Annotated in this window: 22 protein-coding genes; 10 read left to right on the top strand and 12 right to left on the bottom strand. The window is 69.9% G+C overall.

The genetic code is table 11. The annotated features are described in order from the left end of the window. A complete protein-coding gene (locus IPM43_13525; GenBank protein QQS24413.1) occupies window positions 1-615 on the bottom strand; it encodes a PH domain-containing protein in 615 nt (204 codons plus the stop codon). Between the two features lie 66 nt (window positions 616-681). On the opposite strand from IPM43_13525, the gene IPM43_13520 reads away from it, so the two are divergent. Together IPM43_13520 and IPM43_13515 are read left to right on the top strand one after the other, a co-directional pair. Continuing rightward, window positions 682-1,812, top strand: a complete 1,131-nt coding sequence (locus IPM43_13520; protein QQS24412.1) for an ATP-dependent helicase — start codon at window positions 682-684, stop codon at window positions 1,810-1,812. Then, window positions 1,716-2,699, top strand: a complete 984-nt coding sequence (locus tag IPM43_13515) for an ATP-dependent DNA helicase UvrD2 (protein QQS24411.1) — start codon at window positions 1,716-1,718, stop codon at window positions 2,697-2,699. Before IPM43_13520 ends, IPM43_13515 begins: the two co-directional genes overlap by 97 nt. Here IPM43_13515 and IPM43_13510 read toward each other — a convergent pair. From IPM43_13510 to IPM43_13500, 3 genes are read right to left on the bottom strand one after another with little or no spacing between them, the layout of a single operon-like run. Then, the gene (locus IPM43_13510; protein QQS24410.1) at window positions 2,654-3,379 is read right to left on the bottom strand and encodes a PaaI family thioesterase; all 726 of its coding nucleotides are present in this window, start codon (window positions 3,377-3,379) and stop codon (window positions 2,654-2,656) included. The genes IPM43_13515 and IPM43_13510 overlap by 46 nt on opposite strands. 16 nt (window positions 3,380-3,395) lie before the next feature. Then, the gene (gene xth / locus IPM43_13505; protein ID QQS24409.1) at window positions 3,396-4,169 is read right to left on the bottom strand and encodes an exodeoxyribonuclease III; all 774 of its coding nucleotides are present in this window, start codon (window positions 4,167-4,169) and stop codon (window positions 3,396-3,398) included. A gap of 49 nt (window positions 4,170-4,218) precedes the next feature. Further along, entirely contained in the window at window positions 4,219-5,601 is a 1,383-nt protein-coding gene (locus IPM43_13500; protein ID QQS24408.1) for a S1 RNA-binding domain-containing protein, read from the bottom strand. A gap of 79 nt (window positions 5,602-5,680) precedes the next feature. Between IPM43_13500 and IPM43_13495 the strand changes: the two genes are divergently transcribed. Continuing rightward, window positions 5,681-6,313 carry an HAD-IA family hydrolase gene (locus IPM43_13495; protein ID QQS24407.1) on the top strand — a complete coding sequence of 211 codons (633 nt, stop codon included), beginning with the start codon at window positions 5,681-5,683 and terminating at the stop codon, window positions 6,311-6,313. Between the two features lie 10 nt (window positions 6,314-6,323). Here IPM43_13495 and IPM43_13490 read toward each other — a convergent pair whose 3' ends face one another. Further along, window positions 6,324-9,938 carry a multifunctional oxoglutarate decarboxylase/oxoglutarate dehydrogenase thiamine pyrophosphate-binding subunit/dihydrolipoyllysine-residue succinyltransferase subunit gene (locus tag IPM43_13490; GenBank protein QQS24406.1) on the bottom strand — a complete coding sequence of 1,205 codons (3,615 nt, stop codon included), beginning with the start codon at window positions 9,936-9,938 and terminating at the stop codon, window positions 6,324-6,326. A gap of 107 nt (window positions 9,939-10,045) precedes the next feature. Here IPM43_13490 and IPM43_13485 point away from each other — a divergent pair, with 107 nt between their 5' ends. After that, entirely contained in the window at window positions 10,046-10,432 is a 387-nt protein-coding gene (locus tag IPM43_13485) for a hypothetical protein (GenBank protein QQS24405.1), read from the top strand. A 189-nt stretch (window positions 10,433-10,621) separates the two neighbouring features. On the opposite strand, the gene IPM43_13480 is transcribed toward IPM43_13485, so the two are convergent. Continuing rightward, on the bottom strand, window positions 10,622-11,194 hold the full coding sequence (locus IPM43_13480) for a copper chaperone PCu(A)C (protein ID QQS24404.1): 573 nt from the start codon (window positions 11,192-11,194) through the stop codon (window positions 10,622-10,624). A 130-nt stretch (window positions 11,195-11,324) separates the two neighbouring features. After that, window positions 11,325-11,942 carry a zf-HC2 domain-containing protein gene (locus IPM43_13475; protein QQS24403.1) on the bottom strand — a complete coding sequence of 206 codons (618 nt, stop codon included), beginning with the start codon at window positions 11,940-11,942 and terminating at the stop codon, window positions 11,325-11,327. A gap of 59 nt (window positions 11,943-12,001) precedes the next feature. On the opposite strand from IPM43_13475, the gene IPM43_13470 reads away from it, so the two are divergent. Further along, entirely contained in the window at window positions 12,002-12,550 is a 549-nt protein-coding gene (locus IPM43_13470; protein QQS24402.1) for a sigma-70 family RNA polymerase sigma factor, read from the top strand. On the opposite strand, the gene IPM43_13465 is transcribed toward IPM43_13470, so the two are convergent. Continuing rightward, a complete protein-coding gene (locus tag IPM43_13465) occupies window positions 12,540-13,259 on the bottom strand; it encodes a urate hydroxylase PuuD (protein ID QQS26466.1) in 720 nt (239 codons plus the stop codon). The genes IPM43_13470 and IPM43_13465 overlap by 11 nt on opposite strands. Window positions 13,260-13,429: 170 nt before the next feature. Here IPM43_13465 and ettA point away from each other — a divergent pair, with 170 nt between their 5' ends. Continuing rightward, window positions 13,430-15,106 carry an energy-dependent translational throttle protein EttA gene (gene ettA, locus IPM43_13460; protein ID QQS24401.1) on the top strand — a complete coding sequence of 559 codons (1,677 nt, stop codon included), beginning with the start codon at window positions 13,430-13,432 and terminating at the stop codon, window positions 15,104-15,106. Between the two features lie 37 nt (window positions 15,107-15,143). Continuing rightward, window positions 15,144-15,455, top strand: coding sequence for a hypothetical protein (locus IPM43_13455; protein QQS24400.1), 312 nt, complete (start codon window positions 15,144-15,146; stop codon window positions 15,453-15,455). Here the strand turns inward: IPM43_13455 and IPM43_13450 are convergent. Together IPM43_13450 and IPM43_13445 are read right to left on the bottom strand one after the other, a co-directional pair. Then, complete coding sequence (locus IPM43_13450) at window positions 15,386-16,282, bottom strand: metal-dependent hydrolase (GenBank protein QQS24399.1); 897 nt, start codon at window positions 16,280-16,282, stop codon at window positions 15,386-15,388. The two genes, IPM43_13455 and IPM43_13450, sit on opposite strands and share 70 nt — an antisense overlap. After that, window positions 16,279-16,491 carry a hypothetical protein gene (locus IPM43_13445; protein ID QQS24398.1) on the bottom strand — a complete coding sequence of 71 codons (213 nt, stop codon included), beginning with the start codon at window positions 16,489-16,491 and terminating at the stop codon, window positions 16,279-16,281. Before IPM43_13445 ends, IPM43_13450 begins: the two co-directional genes overlap by 4 nt. A gap of 69 nt (window positions 16,492-16,560) precedes the next feature. On the opposite strand from IPM43_13445, the gene IPM43_13440 reads away from it, so the two are divergent. Together IPM43_13440 and IPM43_13435 are read left to right on the top strand one after the other, a co-directional pair. Next, entirely contained in the window at window positions 16,561-16,869 is a 309-nt protein-coding gene (locus tag IPM43_13440) for a hypothetical protein (protein ID QQS24397.1), read from the top strand. Then, on the top strand, window positions 16,866-17,648 hold the full coding sequence (locus IPM43_13435; GenBank protein QQS24396.1) for a 3'(2'),5'-bisphosphate nucleotidase CysQ: 783 nt from the start codon (window positions 16,866-16,868) through the stop codon (window positions 17,646-17,648). Before IPM43_13440 ends, IPM43_13435 begins: the two co-directional genes overlap by 4 nt. 264 nt (window positions 17,649-17,912) lie before the next feature. Here the strand turns inward: IPM43_13435 and IPM43_13430 are convergent, their stop codons facing one another. Together IPM43_13430 and IPM43_13425 are read right to left on the bottom strand one after the other, a co-directional pair. Next, window positions 17,913-18,050, bottom strand: coding sequence for a hypothetical protein (locus tag IPM43_13430; GenBank protein ID QQS24395.1), 138 nt, complete (start codon window positions 18,048-18,050; stop codon window positions 17,913-17,915). A 106-nt stretch (window positions 18,051-18,156) separates the two neighbouring features. Further along, the gene (locus tag IPM43_13425; protein QQS24394.1) at window positions 18,157-18,396 is read right to left on the bottom strand and encodes a hypothetical protein; all 240 of its coding nucleotides are present in this window, start codon (window positions 18,394-18,396) and stop codon (window positions 18,157-18,159) included. 69 nt (window positions 18,397-18,465) lie between these two features. Between IPM43_13425 and IPM43_13420 the strand changes: the two genes are divergently transcribed. Then, entirely contained in the window at window positions 18,466-19,740 is a 1,275-nt protein-coding gene (locus tag IPM43_13420; protein QQS24393.1) for a hypothetical protein, read from the top strand. Window positions 19,741-19,745 lie beyond the last annotated feature (5 nt).

The raw sequence follows: 19,745 nt of genomic DNA, 5'->3' as shown, positions 1-19,745 counted from the left end.
TCAGCCGAGCCCGAGCAGGCGGCGCTTCTGCGCCTCGAACTCCTCTGGCGTGAGGCTGCCGCGGTCGCGCAGCCCCTCGAGCTTCTCGAGCTGCGAGGCGACGTCGGTGCCGGCCGACCCGCCGCCGCCCTCATCGCGCCGCTCCTTCATCTCCATCTGCGCGTTGATCAGGTTCTGCACCCGGGCCGGGCCGCGCACGTCGGTGAACTGCTGCTGGCCGGTCTCGCCCGCGGACTCGATCAACAGGTCGCCGGCGCCGATCATCCGCTCGAACGGGCCCTGGTGGAACAAGACGTTGTTGACGCGCTGAAGGGGGATCTCGATACCGGTCTTGGAGAGCAACCCCTCGCGGAAGATGATCCGGTGGGTGGTGACGACGAAGTTCGTCGTCGCCCACTTGATGTACCGGATGGCGAGCGCGATCGCCGAGACCACGATGAACGCGAGGAGTACCCACTTCACCCACGACGGCGGGTCCCAGAAGACCACGGCGACGATCGACAAGACGATCGCGAGGGCGAGGGCGAGGGCGGCCTCGGCGAAGTACCACCAGTGGGGGTGCAGGTCGAGCACCACCGACTCGTAGTCGTTCAGCAGCTTCCTCGGGTAAGGCATGGGCGGCACTGTACCGAGCGGCAGGCGGGCAGCCGGAACACATCTCGCGCCTAGGGTGCCGAGCCGATGGACGTCGACGCGATCACGAGGGGGCTCGACGCGGCGCAGGCCGCGGCCGTCACCACCCCGTCGCCTCTGCTCGCCGTCATCGCCGGGGCCGGTTCGGGCAAGACGTCCGTGCTCACCAGGCGCGTTGCGCATCGCGTGGCCACCGGGCTCGCCGACGCGCAGCACACGATGGTGCTCACGTTCACCCGCCAAGCGGCAGGAGAGCTGCGCCGCCGGCTGCGCACGCTCGGCCTGCGTGACACCGTCGCGGCCGGCACCTTCCACGCCATGGCCCTGGGCTTCCTCCGCCAACACTGGGCCGACAGCAACCGCCCGCCGCCGACCGTCGTCAACGACCGCGCGCGCCTCGTCGCCGAGGTGTTGAGCGCCCGCACCACCAGCCGTCCCGCCGACGTGTCGGCGGAGATCGACTGGGCAAGGGCACGCCTCGTGCCTGCCGACCAGTTCGTCGAGGCGGCGAAGTCCGCCCGCCGGCGCTGCTCGGCCCCTCCGGCTGTCGTCGCCCGTGCCTACGCCGACTACGAGCAGCTGAAGCGCCGACGCGGCATCGTCGACCTCGACGACCTGCTCTCGCTCCTCCACGAGGCCGCCGCACAGGACCGCGAGTTCGCCGAGGCGCTGCGCTGGCGAGTGCGCCACCTGTACGTGGACGAGGCCCAGGACCTGAACCCCCTGCAGGCCCGCCTGCTCGAGCTGTGGCGCGCCGGCCGCGACGACCTGACCATCGTCGGCGACCCCGCCCAGGCGATCTACGGCTTCACCGGCTCCGACCCGACTCTGCTCGTCGACGTCGGCGAGCGGTTCCCCGGGGTGGAGATCGTCCGGCTGAACACGAACTACCGCTGCACCCCCGAGATCGTCGCCGCGGGACGCCGGGTTCTCGCCCACGCCACACCTCCCCCACCACTGCACTCGTCGCGCCCGGAGGGCGCAGCCGTTCGGGTCGTCGGCCTCGCCGACGAACGCGAGGAGGCTGCCAGCGTCGCGCGGCTCGTCCGCGACATGCGCCGACCGGGGGGCGGTGGTCGTCGGTGGCGGTGCTCGCCCGCACCAACGCCCAGCTACCACCGATCCTCGACGAGCTCGCCCGGCGCGCCATCCCCGCCCGACTCGGCAGCCGCCGCCTGACCCCGGGCGTCGCCGACGCCGTCGCCGACGCCGCCGCGCAACCGAGCGCGCACCGGCTCTCGGCCTGGGCGCACGACGTGCTCCACACACCCCTCGACGCGACGTCGCCAGGCCCGGGCGCTGACCACCGCCACAAGACCGCGGGTGAGGATTCTGCGGCCGCGGACCGCCGGCGGGTGGCCGCCGCCGTGATCGAGTTCCTGGAGGACGGCGGTGGTGACGGGCGGGCGTTCGCCGGTTGGGTACGCACGACGTCGCCGTTCACCGACGTCGAGGGCGACGCCGTGGAGCTGTGCACGTTCCATGCGGCGAAGGGCCGCGAGTGGGCGAGCGTGGTGGTGTGCGGGGCCGAGGCCGGCCTGCTCCCCCACGGGTCGGCCACCACCAACGTCCAGCGCGCCGAGGAGGCACGGCTCGCGTACGTGGCGATCACCAGGGCTGCCGACCAAGCGGTGATCACGTGGGCCGCGTCGCGCGACGGTCACCCCCGCGAGCCGAGCCCGTACCTGCACGGCCTTACGACCCATGACGAAGCGAACGCCATCACCGCTCCGCCGCCAAGCCTGCGCGCCGAGCGCAAGGCGCCCGACCCGAGGCTCGAGGCACTCGCCAAGTGGCGACAATCGGCGGCGCGGGTTGCGGGCATCGACCCGGTGCTGGTGCTACCCGACGCCGTGCTGGCCGCCGTGGCCACGCGCCGCCCGACGAACGTCGACGAGCTCGCCGCCGTGTCCGGCGTCGGCCAGATGATGGCGAACCGGTTCGGCCCGCGCATGCTCGAAGTGCTCGCCGCCGCCGCCCAGACCGCAGCCGAGGTTGAGCCCGAGCCCGCTCAGGCCGCTCAGGCCGGCGACGCCTCCGCGCCGCCGGACGCCTCCTCGGGCTGAGCTTCGCCGAGACGCATCTGCAGCAGCCGCTCGAACACACCCGGCTTGATGGCGATGAACACCCCGGAGGCCTCGGCGCACAGCGTGTCGCCCGCACTCAACGTGGCATGGGTGAACACCTTGCGGCCTTCGGTGCGCTCGTAACGCCCGACGTAGCGCACCTCCCGGTGCAGCGGCGTCGGCGAGCGATAGCTCACCTCGAGCCGGCCCGTCATCCCGGTCTGGCCCGACAGGGCTTGCGCGAAGCCGAGCACCTCGTCGAAGCCGGCGGCGATGAACCCGCCGTGCAGGCATCCAGGAGGGCCCTCGTAGGCCGAGCCGTAGGTGGCGGTGGCGACCACCTCGGCGGTGCCGACCCGCAGTTCGAGCGGCGGCGCCAGCGGGTTCAGGAGCCCCATGAACGGGCTGAACTCGACGAAGCCGTGTGACTCCTCGAGACTCCTGCTGCGCCGGCCGAGAGTAGCGAGCCTGGCGAGCGAGCCCTCCGCCGCGCCTTCGTAGTTGCGCCCGTGGGCGCGCCCGGCCAGGCCCGCGATGGCCTGCTCGACGAGCGTCGCGGCAGCCTCGAGCTCGGCGTCGGGCGCGGTCGAGCGCACCAGTTCGTCGATGATCGTCCGCGTCGCCGCCGCCAGGCGGTGGCGGGCGTCGATCGGTCGGTCCGCGCCAACGATTTCCTCCATCGATGCTCCTTCTTGCTCAGTCGTCGAGATCGACCACGACCGGTGCATGGTCGCTCGGTTGCTGGCCCTTGCGGGCATTGCGGTCGATGACCGCCCAACGGGTGCGGTCGGCCACCGGGCGGGAGCCGAACACCAGGTCGATGCGCATCCCCCGGCCCTGGTGGAAGTCACCGGCTCGGTAATCCCACCACGAGTACAGCCCAGCGTCGTCGTGCTGCAGGCGGAACAGGTCGACGAGACCCCACTGCTCCACATGGGCGAGCGCCGCCCGTTCGGGAGGGCTGACATGGGTCGCGTCGACGAAGGCAGCCGGGTCGTACACGTCGCGATCGTCGGGGGCGATGTTGAAGTCGCCGGCCACCAGCACCGCGTCGCCCGGTGTGCTCGCCGCGGCGACGTGGTCGTGCAAACGCGCGAGCCAGCTCAGCTTGTACCGGTAGTGGTCGTGGTCCACGACCCGGCCGTTGGGCACGTACACGGTGCTCACCCGGATGCCGGCACACGTGGCGGAGAGGATGCGGGCCTCGTGATCGGGCTCGACACCGGGCGCAAAGTTGGTCACCACGTCGTCGAGGCCCACCCTGGACAAGATCGCGACCCCGTTCCAGCGCCCTTCCCCGAAGTGGGCGGTGGCATACCCCATCGCCTGGAAGCTGAGTGCCGGGAAGGCCGCGTCGGCGAGCTTGGTCTCCTGCAGGCACACCACGTCGGGCTGCACCTCGGCGAGCCACGCCTCGACCCGCGGCAGACGGGCCTTCAACGAGTTGACGTTCCACGTGGCGAGGCGCACGACCAAGAACCGTAGGGCCGACGACGGGTGAGCGCCTCACCCGATGTGTTCAGCTGGCGCCCCGCTTGGCCGGCGGCTTCTTGGCCGGCGGGGCCTTCTTCGCCGGAGCCTTCTTCGCCGCCGGCGCCGACTTGGCTGCCGGCGGCTTCTTCGCCGCCGGCGTCTTCTTCGCCGCCGGCGGCTTCTTGGGTGCAGGCGCCGTGGCCGCGGCGGTGGCTTCCTCGGCGGCGGTCTCGGTGGCCGGTGCCTTCTTCGCGGGCGATTTCGCCGGTGCCTTCGCCGTGGCCGGAGCCTTCGCCGCGGTCGGTTCCTTCGCCGCGGCCTTCGCCGGTGCCTGCTTCGCGGCCGGCGCCTTCCTCGCGGCCGGCGCCTTCTTCGCCGCCGGCGCCTTCTTCGCCGCGGCCTTCTTGCGCGCCGCGATCTTCGTGGCGGCCTGCTCGACGAGCACCGGCGTGTCCGAGGGCTGCAGATGCAGCACCCTCGCCACGTGGGGCACGGCGAGGTCGATGCTGCGTCTGCCGGGGGCATAGCTCTCGACGACGAGGGTGACCGCTTCGCCGAGCTGCATCGCCTCGCGCGCCGAGCGGGGCGCGGGGTCGGACATCAGGCTCAACGGCACGTAGCCGCGGACGTCGCCGATGCGGACGTACGCGCCGTGCGAGGAGTACGTGTCGACCACCGCGTTCACGCTGCTGCCCACCGGGTGGAGCTCTACGAACCCGAGGTAGGCGAGCAGGTCGTTCACCGGGGCTCCGGCCGCCGGCGCCGGTTGGGCCGCCTCGGTGTCACGCGGCCGCCGCCGGCGGGCAGGTTGATCGGAAGAGGGTGCCGCCGCCTTCGCCCGCGGCGGTGGGGCGGTCGGTACCGGCATCGGCTGGCTCGCGGCCTTGCTCGCCCTCCGGCGCCCGCCCTCGTTCGTGCGGGAGGAACCCGCGGCCTTGGCGGCGACGCCCGGCTCTGACCCGGCCGGCGCATCCTTGCGCCTCGCATCGCGGGTGGAACGCCGGCTCGTCGGCCCGCGTACGGGGCTGCGCTCGACGAACACCCAGCCCACGTGGGGTACGGGCTTGCCGCCGATCAGACGTCCTTCGGTGAACAGCCAGTCGTAGACACCGTGGAACTCCTGGAACGAATCGTTGGACAAGATGGTCGCTCCGACCTTGTCGGCGATCGCCAATACGAACGCGTCTCCGCGCCCGACGGCGCCCGCCGGGGGTGCGACCAGCTCGTTGTTGGCGATCCCCTCGTCGAACTCGGCGACCTCTTTCGAGTCGATCCGGTGACCGAACGTGGCGTCGACGACGACGGTGATCAGGTCGGTCGGGTGCTCTTCGATGTACGAGGTGACTGCCTCGTTCAGCTGACGCAGGCTGGGCTTGGAACGCCCCTCGGTGGCCAGGTTGGATCCGTCGACGACGACATATCTCGGCATAACAACAGCTCAGTCAACCATCCGAGCGCCATGATCGGCGGGATGGGCCCCGCTGACCACGGCCGCATACGGTGGCGGGATGATCCGGGCCGTGCTCTGGGACTTCGGGGGCGTCATCTTGTCGAGCCCGTTCGAGGCGTTCAACGACTACGAAGCGGAGAACGGCCTGCCCACCGATTTCATCCGTGGCGTCAACTCGACCGATCCGCACACCAACGCGTGGGCCCGGTTCGAGCGCAGCGAGATCGACCCGGTCGCGTTCGACGCTGCCTTCGCCGCCGAGTCGGCGCGCCTTGGCCACGAGGTGCGCGGTGCGGCGGTGCTCGCGCTGTTGCACGGTGAGATCCGTCCGGAGATGGTGCGCGCCCTCGCTCGCGTGAAGGAGGCCGGGTTGCTCACGGCCTGCCTCACCAACAACGTGGTCAGCGGGGGCGGTGACCCCACCGGCCGCGGCGACCTGATCGCCGAGGTGATGGGCCTGTTCGACGTGGTGGTCGAGTCGAGCAAGGTGGGCGTGCGCAAACCCGAGGTCCGCTTCTACGAGCTGGCCTGCGAGCTGCTCGCCGTGACCCCCGAGGAGTGCGTGTTCCTCGACGACCTCGGCGTCAACCTGAAGCCGGCGGCCGAGATGGGGATGAAGACGATCAAGGTGGCGTCGGCTGCCCAGGCGCTCGGCGAGCTCCAACACGTGCTCGGCATCGACCTGCGCTGAGATCGGGCCGCTAGTCGGATCCGAGGCCGGCGAACGTGGCGTCCATCAGATCGGCGTGCTCTTGGTCGTGGATGGTCTTCGAGCCCGTGGCCGGGCTTCCTGACTCGACGCGGGCGACGTGGCGCAGGTCGTATCCCTGCTCCTTCACCCTCCAGGTGCGGTGCTCGACGAACTTCCAGGGGCCCATGTTCTCGGGCTCCTCCTGCAACCAGACGACCTCCCGCGCCCCGGCGTAGCGGTCGAGCACGGCTTGCATCGCCGCGGTCGGGAACGGGTAGAGCTGCTCCACCCTGACCACTGCCACCGGCGCGGCGCGCTTCGTGCGCTCGGCCATCGCGTCCCAGGCCACCTTGCCGCTGCAGAACACCACCCGGCGCACTGCCGCCGGATCGGTGACCCACGGGTCGTCGAGCACCTCTTCGAACGACCCCCGCGTCAGGTCTTCGAGGCTGCTCATCGTCTCCTTCATGCGCAGCGGCGACTTGGGCGTGAAGATCACCAGCGGACGGCTCACGTCGTGGTGCACCTGGCGGCGCAGCAGGTGGAAGTACTGCGCCGCGGTCGTCGCGTTGCAGAGCTGGATGTTGTCCTCGGCGGCGAGGACGAGGAAGCGCTCGATCCGCGCCGAGCTGTGCTCGGGCCCCTGGCCCTCCATGCCGTGGGGCAGCAGCAGCACGAGCCCGTTCGTCAGGCCCCACTTGTCCTCGGCGGCCACCAGGTACTGGTCGATGATCACCTGCGCGCAGTTGATGAAGTCGCCGAACTGGGCCTCCCACATGACCAGCGCGTCGGCGTTCGCGTGTGAATACCCGTACTCGAACCCGAGGGCGGCGTACTCGCTGAGCAGCGAGTCGTAGACCCAGAACCTCGCCTTCGCGCCGGGCAGCTCGTCGAGGGGAACGAAGACCCGCTCGTTGTCGTAGTCGATGAGCGCCGCATGGCGCTGGCTGAACGTGCCCCGCCTGCTGTCCTCGCCCGACAGCCTGACCGGGGTGCCCTCGAGCACGATCGACCCGATGGCCAGGGCTTCTGCCGTCGCCCAGTCGACCATGCCCGTCTCTTCGAGCTGGCGGGAGCGAGCTGCGAACTGGCGCGCCAGCTTGGGGTGCGGTGTGAAGCCCTCCGGGTACGCGGTGAGGCCGTGGAAGACCTGTTCGAGCACGGCCCGATCGACGCCGGTGGCGACGTGGGGCAGCACACCGTGAGGCTTTGGTGGCTTGGCCGCTCGCACTTCGTCAGGGGCGTGTGCGCGGGTCTCGTCGAGGGCGACCTGCAACTTCGACTGGAAGTCGTTGAGCGCGGTCTCGGCCTCGTCGAGGGAGATGTCGCCGCGCTTGACGAGCGTCTCGACGTAGAGCTTGCGCACGCTGCGCCGCTCGGCGATCGCCTTGTACATCAGCGGCTGGGTGTAGCTCGGGTCGTCACCCTCGTTGTGACCGTGGCGGCGGTAGCACACCATGTCGATGACGACGTCCTTCGCGAACCGGCGCTGGTATTCGTACGCCAGCCGGGCCACCCGCGCGCAGGCCTCTGGGTCGTCGCCGTTGACGTGGAAGATCGGCGCCTGCACGGTCTTCGCGACGTCGCTGCAGTACAGCGAGGAACGTGCGTACTTGGGCGAGGTGGTGAACCCGATCTGGTTGTTGATGATCAGGTGGATCGTGCCCCCGATGCGATATCCGCTGATGTCGCTCATCGCCAGGCACTCGGCAACCACGCCCTGGCCGGCGAAAGCGGCATCGCCATGGATGAGCAGGGCCAGCACCGGGAACGAGCCGGGCGGCTCGATCTGGTCCTGCTGGGCGCGGGCGATGCCCATCACGATCGGGTCGACGGTCTCGAGATGGCTCGGATTGGCGGCGAGCTCGACGCGGATGCTGCGCCCCGTCGGGCTCTCGTACTTGCCGCTCGCGCCGAGGTGGTACTTCACGTCGCCGGAGCCCTGCACGCTCGTCGGGTCGAGGTAGCCCTCGAACTCCTTGAAGATCTGGTCGTAGCTCTTTCCCATCACGTTGGCGAGCACGTTCAGCCGGCCGCGGTGCGCCATGCCGAGCACGGCGCCGTCCATGTGGTCGTCGGCGGCGCGGGAGAGGATCTGGTCGAGGATCGGGATCGCGCTCTCTGCGCCTTCCAGCCCGAAGCGCTTCGTGCCCACGTACTTGGTGGCGAGGAACTTCTCGAAGGCCTCGGCTGCGTTCAGGCGCTCGAGGACGCGGTGCTTCTCCTCCTTCGACAGCTCGAAGCCGACGCCCTCGACGTGCTCTTGGATCCACCGCTGCTCTTCGGTGTCCTGGATGTGCATGTACTCGATACCGATGCTGCGGCAGTACGCGTCGCGCAGCGTGCCGAGCAGGTCGCCGAGCGTTGCCCGCTCGACCCCGCCGACTCCGCCGGTGAGGAACTCGCGATCGAGGTCCCAGATCGTCAGGCCGTACGTGGCCGGGTCGAGCTCGACCGGCAGCTCGGGCTCGCGCCAGCGCAGCGGGTCGAGGTCGGCGATCAGGTGGCCACGGACGCGGTGGACGCGGATCAACGTCGCGACCTGCATCTGCTTGTGCAGCATCGCCTCGTCGCGCTCGGACGGGTTGACGTCGGGGCGCCACTTCACGCTCTCGTACGGGACGTTCAGGCTGTGGAAGACGTCCTCGTAGAAGTCGTGCTCGCCGAGCAGCAGCTCGTGCACGCGCTTCAGGAAGAGCCCGCTCTCGGCGCCCTGGATGATGCGGTGGTCGTAGGTGGAGGTGATGGTGACCACCTTGGACACCCCGAGGCCGCGCAGCGCCCGCTCGTCGGCGCCCTGGAACTCGGCCGGGTAATCGATCGAGCCGACGCCGACGATCACCCCCTGGCCGGGCATCAGCCGCGGCACGCTCTGGACGGTGCCGATCGTGCCGGGGTTGGTGAGCGTGACCGTCGCCCCCTGGAAGTCGCTCACCTGCAGCTTGTTGGCCCTCACCTTGCGGATGAGGTCTTCGTACGCGCCGAGGAAGGCGGCGAAGTCGGCGGTGTCGGCATCGCGCACCACCGGCACCACGAGGGTGCGTGAGCCGTCGCTCTTCGCGACGTCGACGGCGAGGCCGAGGTGCACGTGCTCGTTGCGCACCACGCGCGGCTTGCCGTCGGTGCCCTCGACGAAGGTGTTGTTCATCGCCGGGACCTCGTCGGCGATCGCGCGCACGATGGCGTAGCCGATGAGGTGCGTGAAGCTGACCTTGCCCAGGCCGGCGCGCTGGCGGTAGCCGTTGATCACCTTGCGGTTGACCTCGAGCAGCTTGGCCGGGACGTTGCGAAAGCTCGTCGCGGTGGGGACCGCGAGGCTGCGCTCCATGTTGGCCACGATCGCTGCGCCCGCGCCGCGGATCGGGTCACCGACCTCGACCGCTGGCACCGGCGCCGCAGCAGGTGCTGGTGCCGGCTGCCCGGCGGGGGCCGCCGGCGCGGTGGCCTCGGCGGCCGCAGGTGGTGCCGGTGCCAGGTGTGGTGCTGGCTCAGCGGAGCGGAAGTCGGAGAAGAACTCCCGCCAGGCGTCGCCGACCGAAGCCGGATCGGCGCGGTACTTCTCGTACATCTCCTCGACGAGCCACGAGTTGGTGCCGAACCCGCGACCCGCATCTCCGTCTGACATCGAGCCAACTGTACCGGCGCCCGTTGCACCCCTGTTCAGGACGGTTGGCGGCCGGGGCGCCACAGTCGCCATCTCTTCGGTCGACCCCCCGGATAGCGTCTCGGCCCATGCGCAACCGCTTGATCAGCTCCGTCGCGATCGCTGCCGGCGCCCTCGCCATTGCCGCCTGTGGCGGCGACGACGCAGGATCCTCGCCGGAGATCCCCGCCGACGCCGACCTCGTCGTGCGCGCTGTGCCCACGATCCGCTGGGACAGCCCCACGTACACCGTCACCGGTGGCGAGGCGAAGGTGGTGCTCGTCAACGAGGAGAGCATCTACCACGACATGGTGATCCTCGAGGGCGACAACGTGATCGTCGGTGACGTCAACTGGGAGGTCACCGCCAAGGGCGACGTCGCCGTGCAGACGCTCACCCTCGAACCCGGCGAGTACGCCGTCTTCTGCCGCGTCCCGGGTCACTCGACGATGAACTCCACCCTCACCGTCTCCTGACCCCCGGCCCCCGGCCCCCGGCCCCCCGGCCCCCCGGCCCCCCGGCCCCCTGGCCAAAACCCCGACCCCAAACCGCAGCTTCCGCGCCAATCTGTCAACGAAACGACCCTGAGCGCACGTTCGTTGACAGATTGGCGCGATACCTGCGCGAGGGAGAGCTGCGGGGAGAGGATCTCGCGCAGGTGCTGGCTACATCGAGGGGGCTTCTTCGAGGACTTCCACCTCGACGGTCTGGGTAGCGCCAGAGCCGAACTCGAGCGTCAGCTCGAACTTCTGGCCGATCTCGAGGGGGGCGACGAGGTCGAGCATCATCACGTGGTAGCCGCCGGGCATCAGGTTGACCACCTCGCCTGCGGGCAGGGCGATCTCGTCGACCGGGCGCATCACCATGCCACCTTCCATCGTCTCGCTGGTCATGCCCGTGTCGTCGGTCTCCTCGACAGGCACTACCTCGTGGATCTCGACGGTGCCGGCGATCGATGCGTCGACCGCTGCCCCGACCAGCGTGTCATTCGCCGACGCGGTGATGTCCATGTACGCCGCGCCTGCGGTCGTCATCGCCGGGCTGTTGCGGGCCCAAACGTTCTCGATGACGAACGTCGCATCCTCCGACGGGGCGTCGGTCTCGGTCGGACCCGAAGTCACGTCGGTCGGGCCGGAGGTGTCCGACGAACCGCCGTCGTCGCCGCCGCATGCACCGAGCACGAGCGCCGTAGCGGCGAGCCCGGCCACGAGCGCACTCCTGTGGGATCTCTTGATCATCTGTCGTCGACTCCTTCGGTCGTTCACGAATGTTTCACGCTGCTTCTGTCGGTCTAGCTACCTGCACGACTGACCGTTCGCGCGTGAGCGCCTGGGGCAGCCGTCGCCCTAGAGGTCGTCCCGGGGCGGCTCACGGTTCCCAACCGGGGCTGAGGTGATGCATGACTCGCGTCACATTCGGACGCGGCCGGCCGGCGAGCGACCACAGCAGCAGCAGACCGACCACCTCGAACAGGTGCTGGGACTCGGCGAGCGCGCCCGCGTGCCCGTCGACGGTGTCGATGACCGCGGTCAGCATCGACAGCACGGCGAGCGCGCCGACGACGGGCAGCATGCCGAACGCCCGCACCGGCCGCCACGCGGCGTACAGCAGACCGATGGCCACGGCCACCGTCAACGACCCGACGTGGCGCGCGACGTGCACCGTCGCCCCCGTGTCGTCGCCGAGCACGAGCGCCGGCAGTCCGAGCACGATCTGGGTCAGCGCCACGCAGGCCAGGGTGAACCTCACCCACTGGCGATGCCCGAGCCGCGGGGGGTGCACGCGGGCCAGGACGGCAGCGGTGAGGTCAGGCACGGGTTCGGCCGGGTGCAGGCGCACCATGCGGTGCAATGCCAGCCACTCGTGCTCCAGCGCGGCGCACGCCGCACAGTCGGCGAGGTGTTCCTGCAGCGGGGCGCTGCCGGACAGGTCGAGCTCGCCGTCCAAGAAGGCGGAGAGCACTTCGGGGACTTCTTCACACCGCATGTACCTAGAGTCGAACGGCCCTGCCCGTTGGTTCCCGGGCCCGCCAGCATTGGAGCCAGATGGACCAGCTGACGTCTCTCATGCTGCGCGCCTCGGACGGCGAGCGCGAGGCATTGGCCGACGTCGTCAGGCGCACGCAGGCAGACGTGTGGCGCCTTTGCGCCTACCTGACGAGCCCCGACGATGCCGACGATTTGACCCAGGAGACCTACGCCCGCATGTGCGCGGGCCTGCAGCGGATCACACCCGAGACCGACGGGCGCGCCTGGCTGCTCGGCATCGCCCGCCACGTGGCCGTCGACCACGTTCGCCGCGCGGTGCGCTGGCGTCGTCTGGTGCTGCCGCGACCGAGACCCACCTCGCCCGACGACACGGGCGCCACCGACCTGATGGCGCTCGTCCAGGCGCTCGACCCCGACCGCCGGGCAGCGTTCGTGATGACCCAGCTGCTCGGCCTGTCCTACGAGGAGGCGGCCGAGGCCTGTGGGTGCCCGATCGGCACCATCCGCTCTCGCGTCGCGCGGGCACGCACGGAACTCGCCCACCAGGTGAGCGAGTCCGGGCAGGCTCCCCGCCGGAGGGCGGGCGGCGACGGGCTCAGGGGATGATCAGCCCTTCGGACAGCAGGTAGAGCACGACGAACAGCACGCCGCCGGTGATCATCGCGTTGCGGTGCGTCTCGAACGGCCACAGCAGCTTGTTCGTGGCGGCGGTGCCACCGAGCATGCCGAGCGCGGCCAGTTCGATGACCGCGCCGAGCACCACTGCGATCAGGACGAACACCCACGCGTTGCCTGCGGAATCGTGGAAGCCGTACAGGTGCGCCGACGCGACCATGAACCAGAGCATCGGGATGCTGAAGATGAAGTTCGCTCGTGAGGCGAGCAGCGCCCTCCGGCCCGCACCGGCCGCGGCCGGATCGGCCTCTGCCCCGCCGAGCACGTTGGCCGCGTTCGCCAGCACCGTGCGCTGCTGAGGCCAGATCACCATCCAGACGTTCGTCGCCATCGTGAGCCCGAGCAGCATGCCGACGAGGATCGCCGCACTGTGGCCGAGCCCGATCGCGGCGGTGTCCGTCATGAAGCCCTTCATGTAGTCGTTGATCACGCCGAGCATGAGCAGCCCGAGGATCAAGGTGACGAGCGCCGACCAGCGGAACCACCACAGCGCGCGGCGGGCGAGCTTGTCGATGGAAACGGTCCGGGCGCGGGCCTCGTCGCCGTACGCGGCGAAGCTCGGCACCTGCACCACGTTGAAGTAGTACAGCAGGCCGATCCAGGTGACTCCTGCGAGCACGTGCAACGCGCGCAACAGCACTGGTAGGCCGGTGTCCGGATCGAGGATCTCCATCGCTTACCCCCTAGACGTTCGATGAACAGGTGCGCGGACCGTAGCACCGCGTCCCGATCAGGCTCGGGAATGTCACGGGCGGGCGCGGCGGTAGCGTCAGCGCCCCACCCCGAGGGCAGGACGGACACCAACTCGACATGGCGCACGAGTTCATCTACACCTGCTACAAGCTCGCCCGGCACTACCCACCCGACCGCACGGTGCTCGAGAACATCTCGCTCTCGTTCTACCCGGGAGCGAAGATCGGCGTGATCGGCCCGAACGGGTCGGGCAAGTCGAGCCTGCTGCGGATCATGGCCGGGCTCGACGACGGCTTCTCGGGCGAGGCGCGGCTCACGCCGGGCTTCTCCGTCGGGTTCCTCGCGCAGGAGCCAGTTCTCGACGCCTCGAAGGACGTGCTCGGCAACGTGATGGACGGCGTCGCCGGCGTCCAAGCACTGATCGAGCGGTACAACGACGTGATGGCGATGTGGGCCGACCCCGACGCCGACTACGACAAGGTCGGCGCGATGCAGGCCGAGCTCGAGGACAAGATCGCCGCCGCCGACGCGTGGAGCCTGGATCGCAACGTCGAGATCGCGATGGATGCGCTGCGTTGCCCACCGAACGATTCCGACGTGACGACGCTGTCCGGCGGTGAACGCAGGCGGGTGGCACTGTGCCGGCTGCTGCTCTCCCACCCCGACCTGTTGCTGCTCGACGAACCGACGAACCACCTCGACGCCGAGAGCGTCGACTGGCTGGAGCGGTTCTTGCAGGAGTACCACGGCACCGTCGTCGCGATCACCCACGACCGCTACTTCCTCGACAACGTGGCCAAGTGGATCCTCGAGCTCGACCGCGGGCGGGGCATCCCGTTCGAAGGCAACTACACGAGCTGGCTGGAGCAGAAGCAGGAGCGCCTCGCCCGGGAGGAAAAGGGCAACGAGGCTCGCCGGCGCACCCTGCAGCACGAGCTGGAGTGGGTGCGGATGGCCCCGAAGGCCCGCCAGGCCAAGGGCAAGGCCCGGCTCAGCGCGTACGAGCGGCTCCAGGCCGAGGCCGAGGCCGCCGAGCGCGGCCCCGAGCGGTTGGAGATCACGATCCCTCCCGGCCCGCGTCTTGGCGAGACGGTGATCGAGGTCGAGGGCCTGTGCAAGGGGTTCGGCAACCGGCTGCTGATCGAGGACCTCTCGTTCTCCCTGCCGCCGGCGGGCATCGTCGGCATCATCGGCCCGAACGGCGCCGGCAAGACGACGCTCTTCCGGATGCTGACCGGGGACGAGCCCCCCGACGCCGGCACGATCAAGACCGGCGAGACGGTGCAGCTCAGCTACGTAGACCAGAGCCGCGACAGCCTCGACCCGGCCAAGACCGTGTACGAGGAGATCACCGGTGGCGTCGAGCACATGCGGGTCGGCCATCGCGAGGTGCACGGCCGCGCCTACGTGGCCTCGTTCAACTTCAAGGGCAGCGACCAGCAGAAGCTGGTCGGCGACCTGTCCGGCGGCGAGCGCAACCGGGTCCACCTGGCCAAGGTGCTGAAGAGCGGCGGCAACCTGCTGCTGCTCGACGAGCCGACGAACGACCTGGACGTCGACACCCTCCGCGCGCTGGAGGAAGGCCTCGATTCCTTCCCCGGCTGCGCGATCGTCATCAGCCACGACCGGTGGTTCCTCGACCGCATCGCGACCCACGTGTTGGCGTTCGAAGGTGACAGCCAGGTGCGCTGGTTCGAGGGCAACTTCGCCGAATACGAGACCTGGCGCCATAAGAACCTCGGCGCCGCGGCCGACCAGCCGCACCGACTGAAGTACAAGCCGCTCGCCCGCTGAGCAGTAGCCTGGTCCGAGCCAAGGAGGGACCCCCGATATGTGCGCTTCATGCCTGTCGAACGCCGAGTTCGTGCTCACCAACGTCGCCCTCGTCGGTGCCTTGGTGAAGGCCCCGGTGCATCGGGCGCTCGCCGATCTCGGTGTCGTGGCGCCGCCCGATCCGGTCGCGCACGACGTGCGTACCGTCGCCTTCTTGCGTTCGCTCGATCTCGACCCCGTGGCGCTGCTCGGCGCCGACGCCGTCGAGGCTGCAGCCGCGTGGGCACCCGCCCCGGCGAGCTACGGGTTCGGGCTGGGACGCCGCTCGCGCCGCCCCATCGGCTCCCACAGCCTGGCCATCACCAAGTAGACGAGCCCGAGCAGGGCCAGCGCCACAGGGAACACGATCCACGGGTTCACCCCTGGCAGCGAACGAGCCTTGATCCACCACGGGCCGGTCCACGACAAATCCATCGGATAGCCGCGCCGCTTCACCCCGTCGATCGTCGGCGTGGCGAGTACGTGGGCGTACAAGAACCAGGCCGTCATCCGGCAGACGCCGAAGAAGAAGGTCGCCCGGTAGAGGGCCAGCAGGCCCCGCTCGGGCAGGAACCGCCCGAACCACGCCCAGGTGCGCGAATCGGCCGTGACCACGTTCGTCCGCCAGAACTCGCGGGTCAGCACCCGCCACGAGACGAGCACCACCGCGAGCCAGAACAGGTCCATCACCAGGCCGAGGCTGCTGTAGTAGGCGGCTGCGTCGAGGTACTTGCCTCCCTCGACCGTTGCCGCGTAGGCCCACGTCTTCATCGACCAGTTCAGCGTGGAGAACGGGAAGATGAGCATCGTTCCGACGCTGTCGTTCACGTCGGTCAGCGCGTGCGCGGCAAGCCCGAACACGAAACCCACGGTGAGGGCCCGATTGCGCTTCCACAGCCAGAGGAGCAGGCCGAGCACGACGCCGAGGAACAACGTGTGGGTGAAACCCATCCCCGGCCATCCACGGTGCCAGCGCTCGGGCACGTCGGCGCCGTAGTGGACGCCGTTGACCGTGATCCCGTACACCCAGAACTTCGACAAGAAGTCGGGCATGAAGTCACCGAGGTACACCCCGAAGAAGCTGACCTTGCCCTTCATCTTCGACGGCAGGTGGGCCTGCACGGCGTAGACCTCGAACTGGTGGGCGGCCCAGCTCATCGGTGCTTGCGGACCATGTCGACGAGGGCGGGGCCGGCGACGACGGTGACGACGAGCCATGCAGGCCCGAGGAACCACGTCAGCAGCCACTTGTGGTACATCCCGATCACGATGTAGCTGACCGCCGCGAGGCTGTACCAGAAGACCGTCTCACGAGCCGAGAGCCGGCGGCTGCCGCGGTGATCCAGCGTGGCGTCTCCTTCGGGCATCCGTCGGGAAGGTACCGGACCCGAGCGGGGCCATGCGCATCGGCCCTTCTCGGCCAGAATGGGGGGCGCATGGCTCCAAAGCTCATCCGGGCCGCGTGCGGAGTGTGCTTCGTCGCGGGGATCGCCGGCATGATCGTCACGTCGGTGAACGGCAACAACGAGGGGTACGTGGTGACGATCGGCATGGTCACCGCCGTGGCCGCGCTCGTCCTCGTCGTGACGTCGGCGCTCACCGCCAGCCGGCGGATCGACGTCTTCGTCGAGGCAGATGCCGAGCGCTTGGAGCGCCGTGTCGACGCCCTCGTCGCCGCCGGGGCCGACGAGCACTCCGTGCGTGAGCTCGTGCGCGACGCGGTACACCTCGGGCGCGGCGCGTGACGGACACCCGCTCCGACCACCAACTTGCCGCGCAGCTCGCCACCGATGCGGGCCGCTTGCTGGTCGAGGTCCGCGCGGACCTACAGGCCCGCGGGGCGTCGCCGTGGCAGGTGAAGGACGCCGGTGACATCGTCAGCCACGAGTACCTCGCGCAGGCCATCGCGCAGGCTCGGCCGGGCGATGCGGTGCTGTCCGAGGAGGGGGCGGAGGATCGGCGCCGCTTCGACGCGGAGCGCGTCTGGATCATCGACCCGCTGGACGGCACGAACGAGTTCGGCGAGCCCGGCCGCCACGACTGGGCCGTGCACATCGCGCTGTGGGAGCGCGGTGCCCTCACCGCCGGGGCGGTATCGCTGCCGGCGCTGGAGATGACGTTCGCCACCGACCCCGCGCCCGAGCTGGCCGACAGCAGCCGTCAGCGACCGCGCCTGATCACCTCCCGCACCCGCGCCCCCTATGCCGCGGTCGTGGTCGCCGAGCAGCTCGGCTGCGACGCCGTGAGGCTCGGCTCCGCGGGGGCGAAGACCATGGCGATCATCGTCGGCGAGGCCGACATATACGTGCACGACGGGGGCATGTACCAGTGGGACAGCGCTGCTCCCGCCGCCGTCGCGAGAGCTGCCGGCCTCCACGTGAGCCGCATCGACGGCTCCGAGCTCGTGTACAACGACAGAGACCCATGGCTGCCGGACCTGCTCGTCTGCCGTCCCGAGTACGCCACACCGGTCCTGGACGCGCTGTGGGGCACGGAGCGGCGCGGGGCAGGGCCTGGTTCCTGAAGACCCCGGACACGCGGCACCCCCGCCGACGGCGAAGGGCGCCTCACGTCGTAGACTCCGCAGGTTCCTTCCAGGGCCGATCGGAGCCGAAGCCCAGATGTCCGCCATCATCTCCAGCCCCGGTGAGATCCCCCCGGTCGGCGCGCCCGCCCACGCCGCGCGCGCCACCGTCGAACGGCCCCCGGGTCTGGTCGTGGCCGCGCTCGCCTCGATCGCGGCGGGGGCGATCCATGCCGGCGCAATCGGCATCCACACCGAGCACCCTCAGCTCGCCCGGCTGTTCGTCGTCGTCGCCGTGTTCCAGCTCGGCTGGGGTCTGCTCGCCCTCGCCGTCCCGTCACGCCCGATGGCAATCGTCGGCTTCGTCGGCAACGCCGCCATCGTCGGCGGGTGGGTGCTCACCCGCGTAGCCGGCATCTCATGGATCGACGGGCTCGAGACCCGCGAAGCCGCGCAGTTCACCGACAGCGTCTGCGCCGCGTTCGGCGTGATCGCGGCAGGGACCGCTCTAGCCGCGGCGCTGCTCGGCGAGCGGACCCTGCCGAGGGCGCGGGTGGTGGTACCTGGCGTGGCGATGGCCGCGCTCGCGATTCCGGCGATGTTCGTCGGCAGCAGCCACAGCCACGCGAGCGCCGACCACGGCCACGACGAGACGACCACGGCGGCCGTTCCCCACGACGACTCCGTCCCCCACGACGACTCCGTCGCCCACGACGACTCCGTCCCCCACGACGACTCCGTTCCCCACGACGACTCCGTAGCCCACGACGACTCGGTTCCCCACGACGACTCGGTCGCGCACGAGGAGACGACCGACGTGGCCGCGTGGCCACGGCCGTGGGACCCCGCCGAGGGCATCGACCTCTCCGGTGTACCGGGCGTCACCCCCGAGCAAGAGGCGCGCGCTGCCCAGCTGCTCGAGGACACGCTGCGCGAGCTGCCCGCGTTCGCCGACCCGGTGGCGATCCAAACCCTCGGCTACCGCTCGATCGGCGACGCCAGCACCGGCTTCGAGCACTTCATCAACCGCGAGATGATCAACGACGACAAGCTGCTCGACCCGACAGCACCCGAGTCGCTCGTGTTCCAGGTGGACGCCGCGAGCGGAGAGAAGTCGCTCGTGTCGGCGATGTTCATCGCACCGACGGGCACCGCGATGGACGACCCCAAGCTCACCGACATCGGCGGCGCGCTGATGCAGTGGCACATCCACGACAACTTGTGCTGGGGCCTGCGCGACGGAGTGCCCGTGGTCGTATCGGTCACCGATGCCAACGGCGGATGCCCGCCCGGATCGTTGCGGGCCGGAGGCGCGAACCCGATGGTGCACGTGTGGATCGCGCCCCATGCGTGTGGGCCCTTCGCCGCGCTGGAGGGCCACGGCGCCGGACAGACGGCTGGTGACGGTCCACGCGCCGACCAATGCCAGGCCGACCACGCCGACCACGCCGAGGCCGACGCCGACGACACCTCGACCTCGGTGCCTCCCCAGCAGTACGACCCTGATCTACCGATCGACCTGTCCGGCGTCGAGGGCGTCTCGGTGGCCCAGCAGGCTCGCGCCGAGAACCTGATCGCGGTCACGCTGCGCTACCTGCCGCAATACGCCGACCCGGCCACCGCCGAGGCCGACGGCTTCGCCAGCATCTTCGACGGTGCCACCGGCTACGAGCACTACATCAACTGGTCGTACATCAACGACGATCACATCCTCGACCCGCTGTACCCGGAGAGCCTCGTCTACCGCCACGAGAACGGCGAGAAGACGCTCGTGTCGGCGATGTTCATGCTGCGCGACGGCGAGACTCTCGACACCGTTCCCGACGTGGGCGGCGCCCTCACCCAGTGGCACATCCACGACAACCTCTGCTTCTCGGAGGACCCCTACGTCAGCGGCAAGACCCGCGTCGTCGGTCTGACCAACAGCGAGGGTGGATGCACGTTCGGGATCGAGCTGCACCAGAACCCGATGCTTCACGTATGGATCGTCCCCCACGAGTGCGGCCCGTTCGCCTCGTTGGAGGGAATCGCCGGCGGACAGATCGCCGAGGGCGAACAACGCTGGTGTGACACCGCCCACGGCGGCCACTGACGCGA

The organism is Actinomycetota bacterium (assembly GCA_016700055.1).
Taxonomy (GTDB): Bacteria; Actinomycetota; Acidimicrobiia; order Acidimicrobiales; family Ilumatobacteraceae; genus Kalu-18.
Note: the sequence above shows the minus strand (reverse complement) of the source record. Positions and strands in the feature narration are given on the sequence as shown.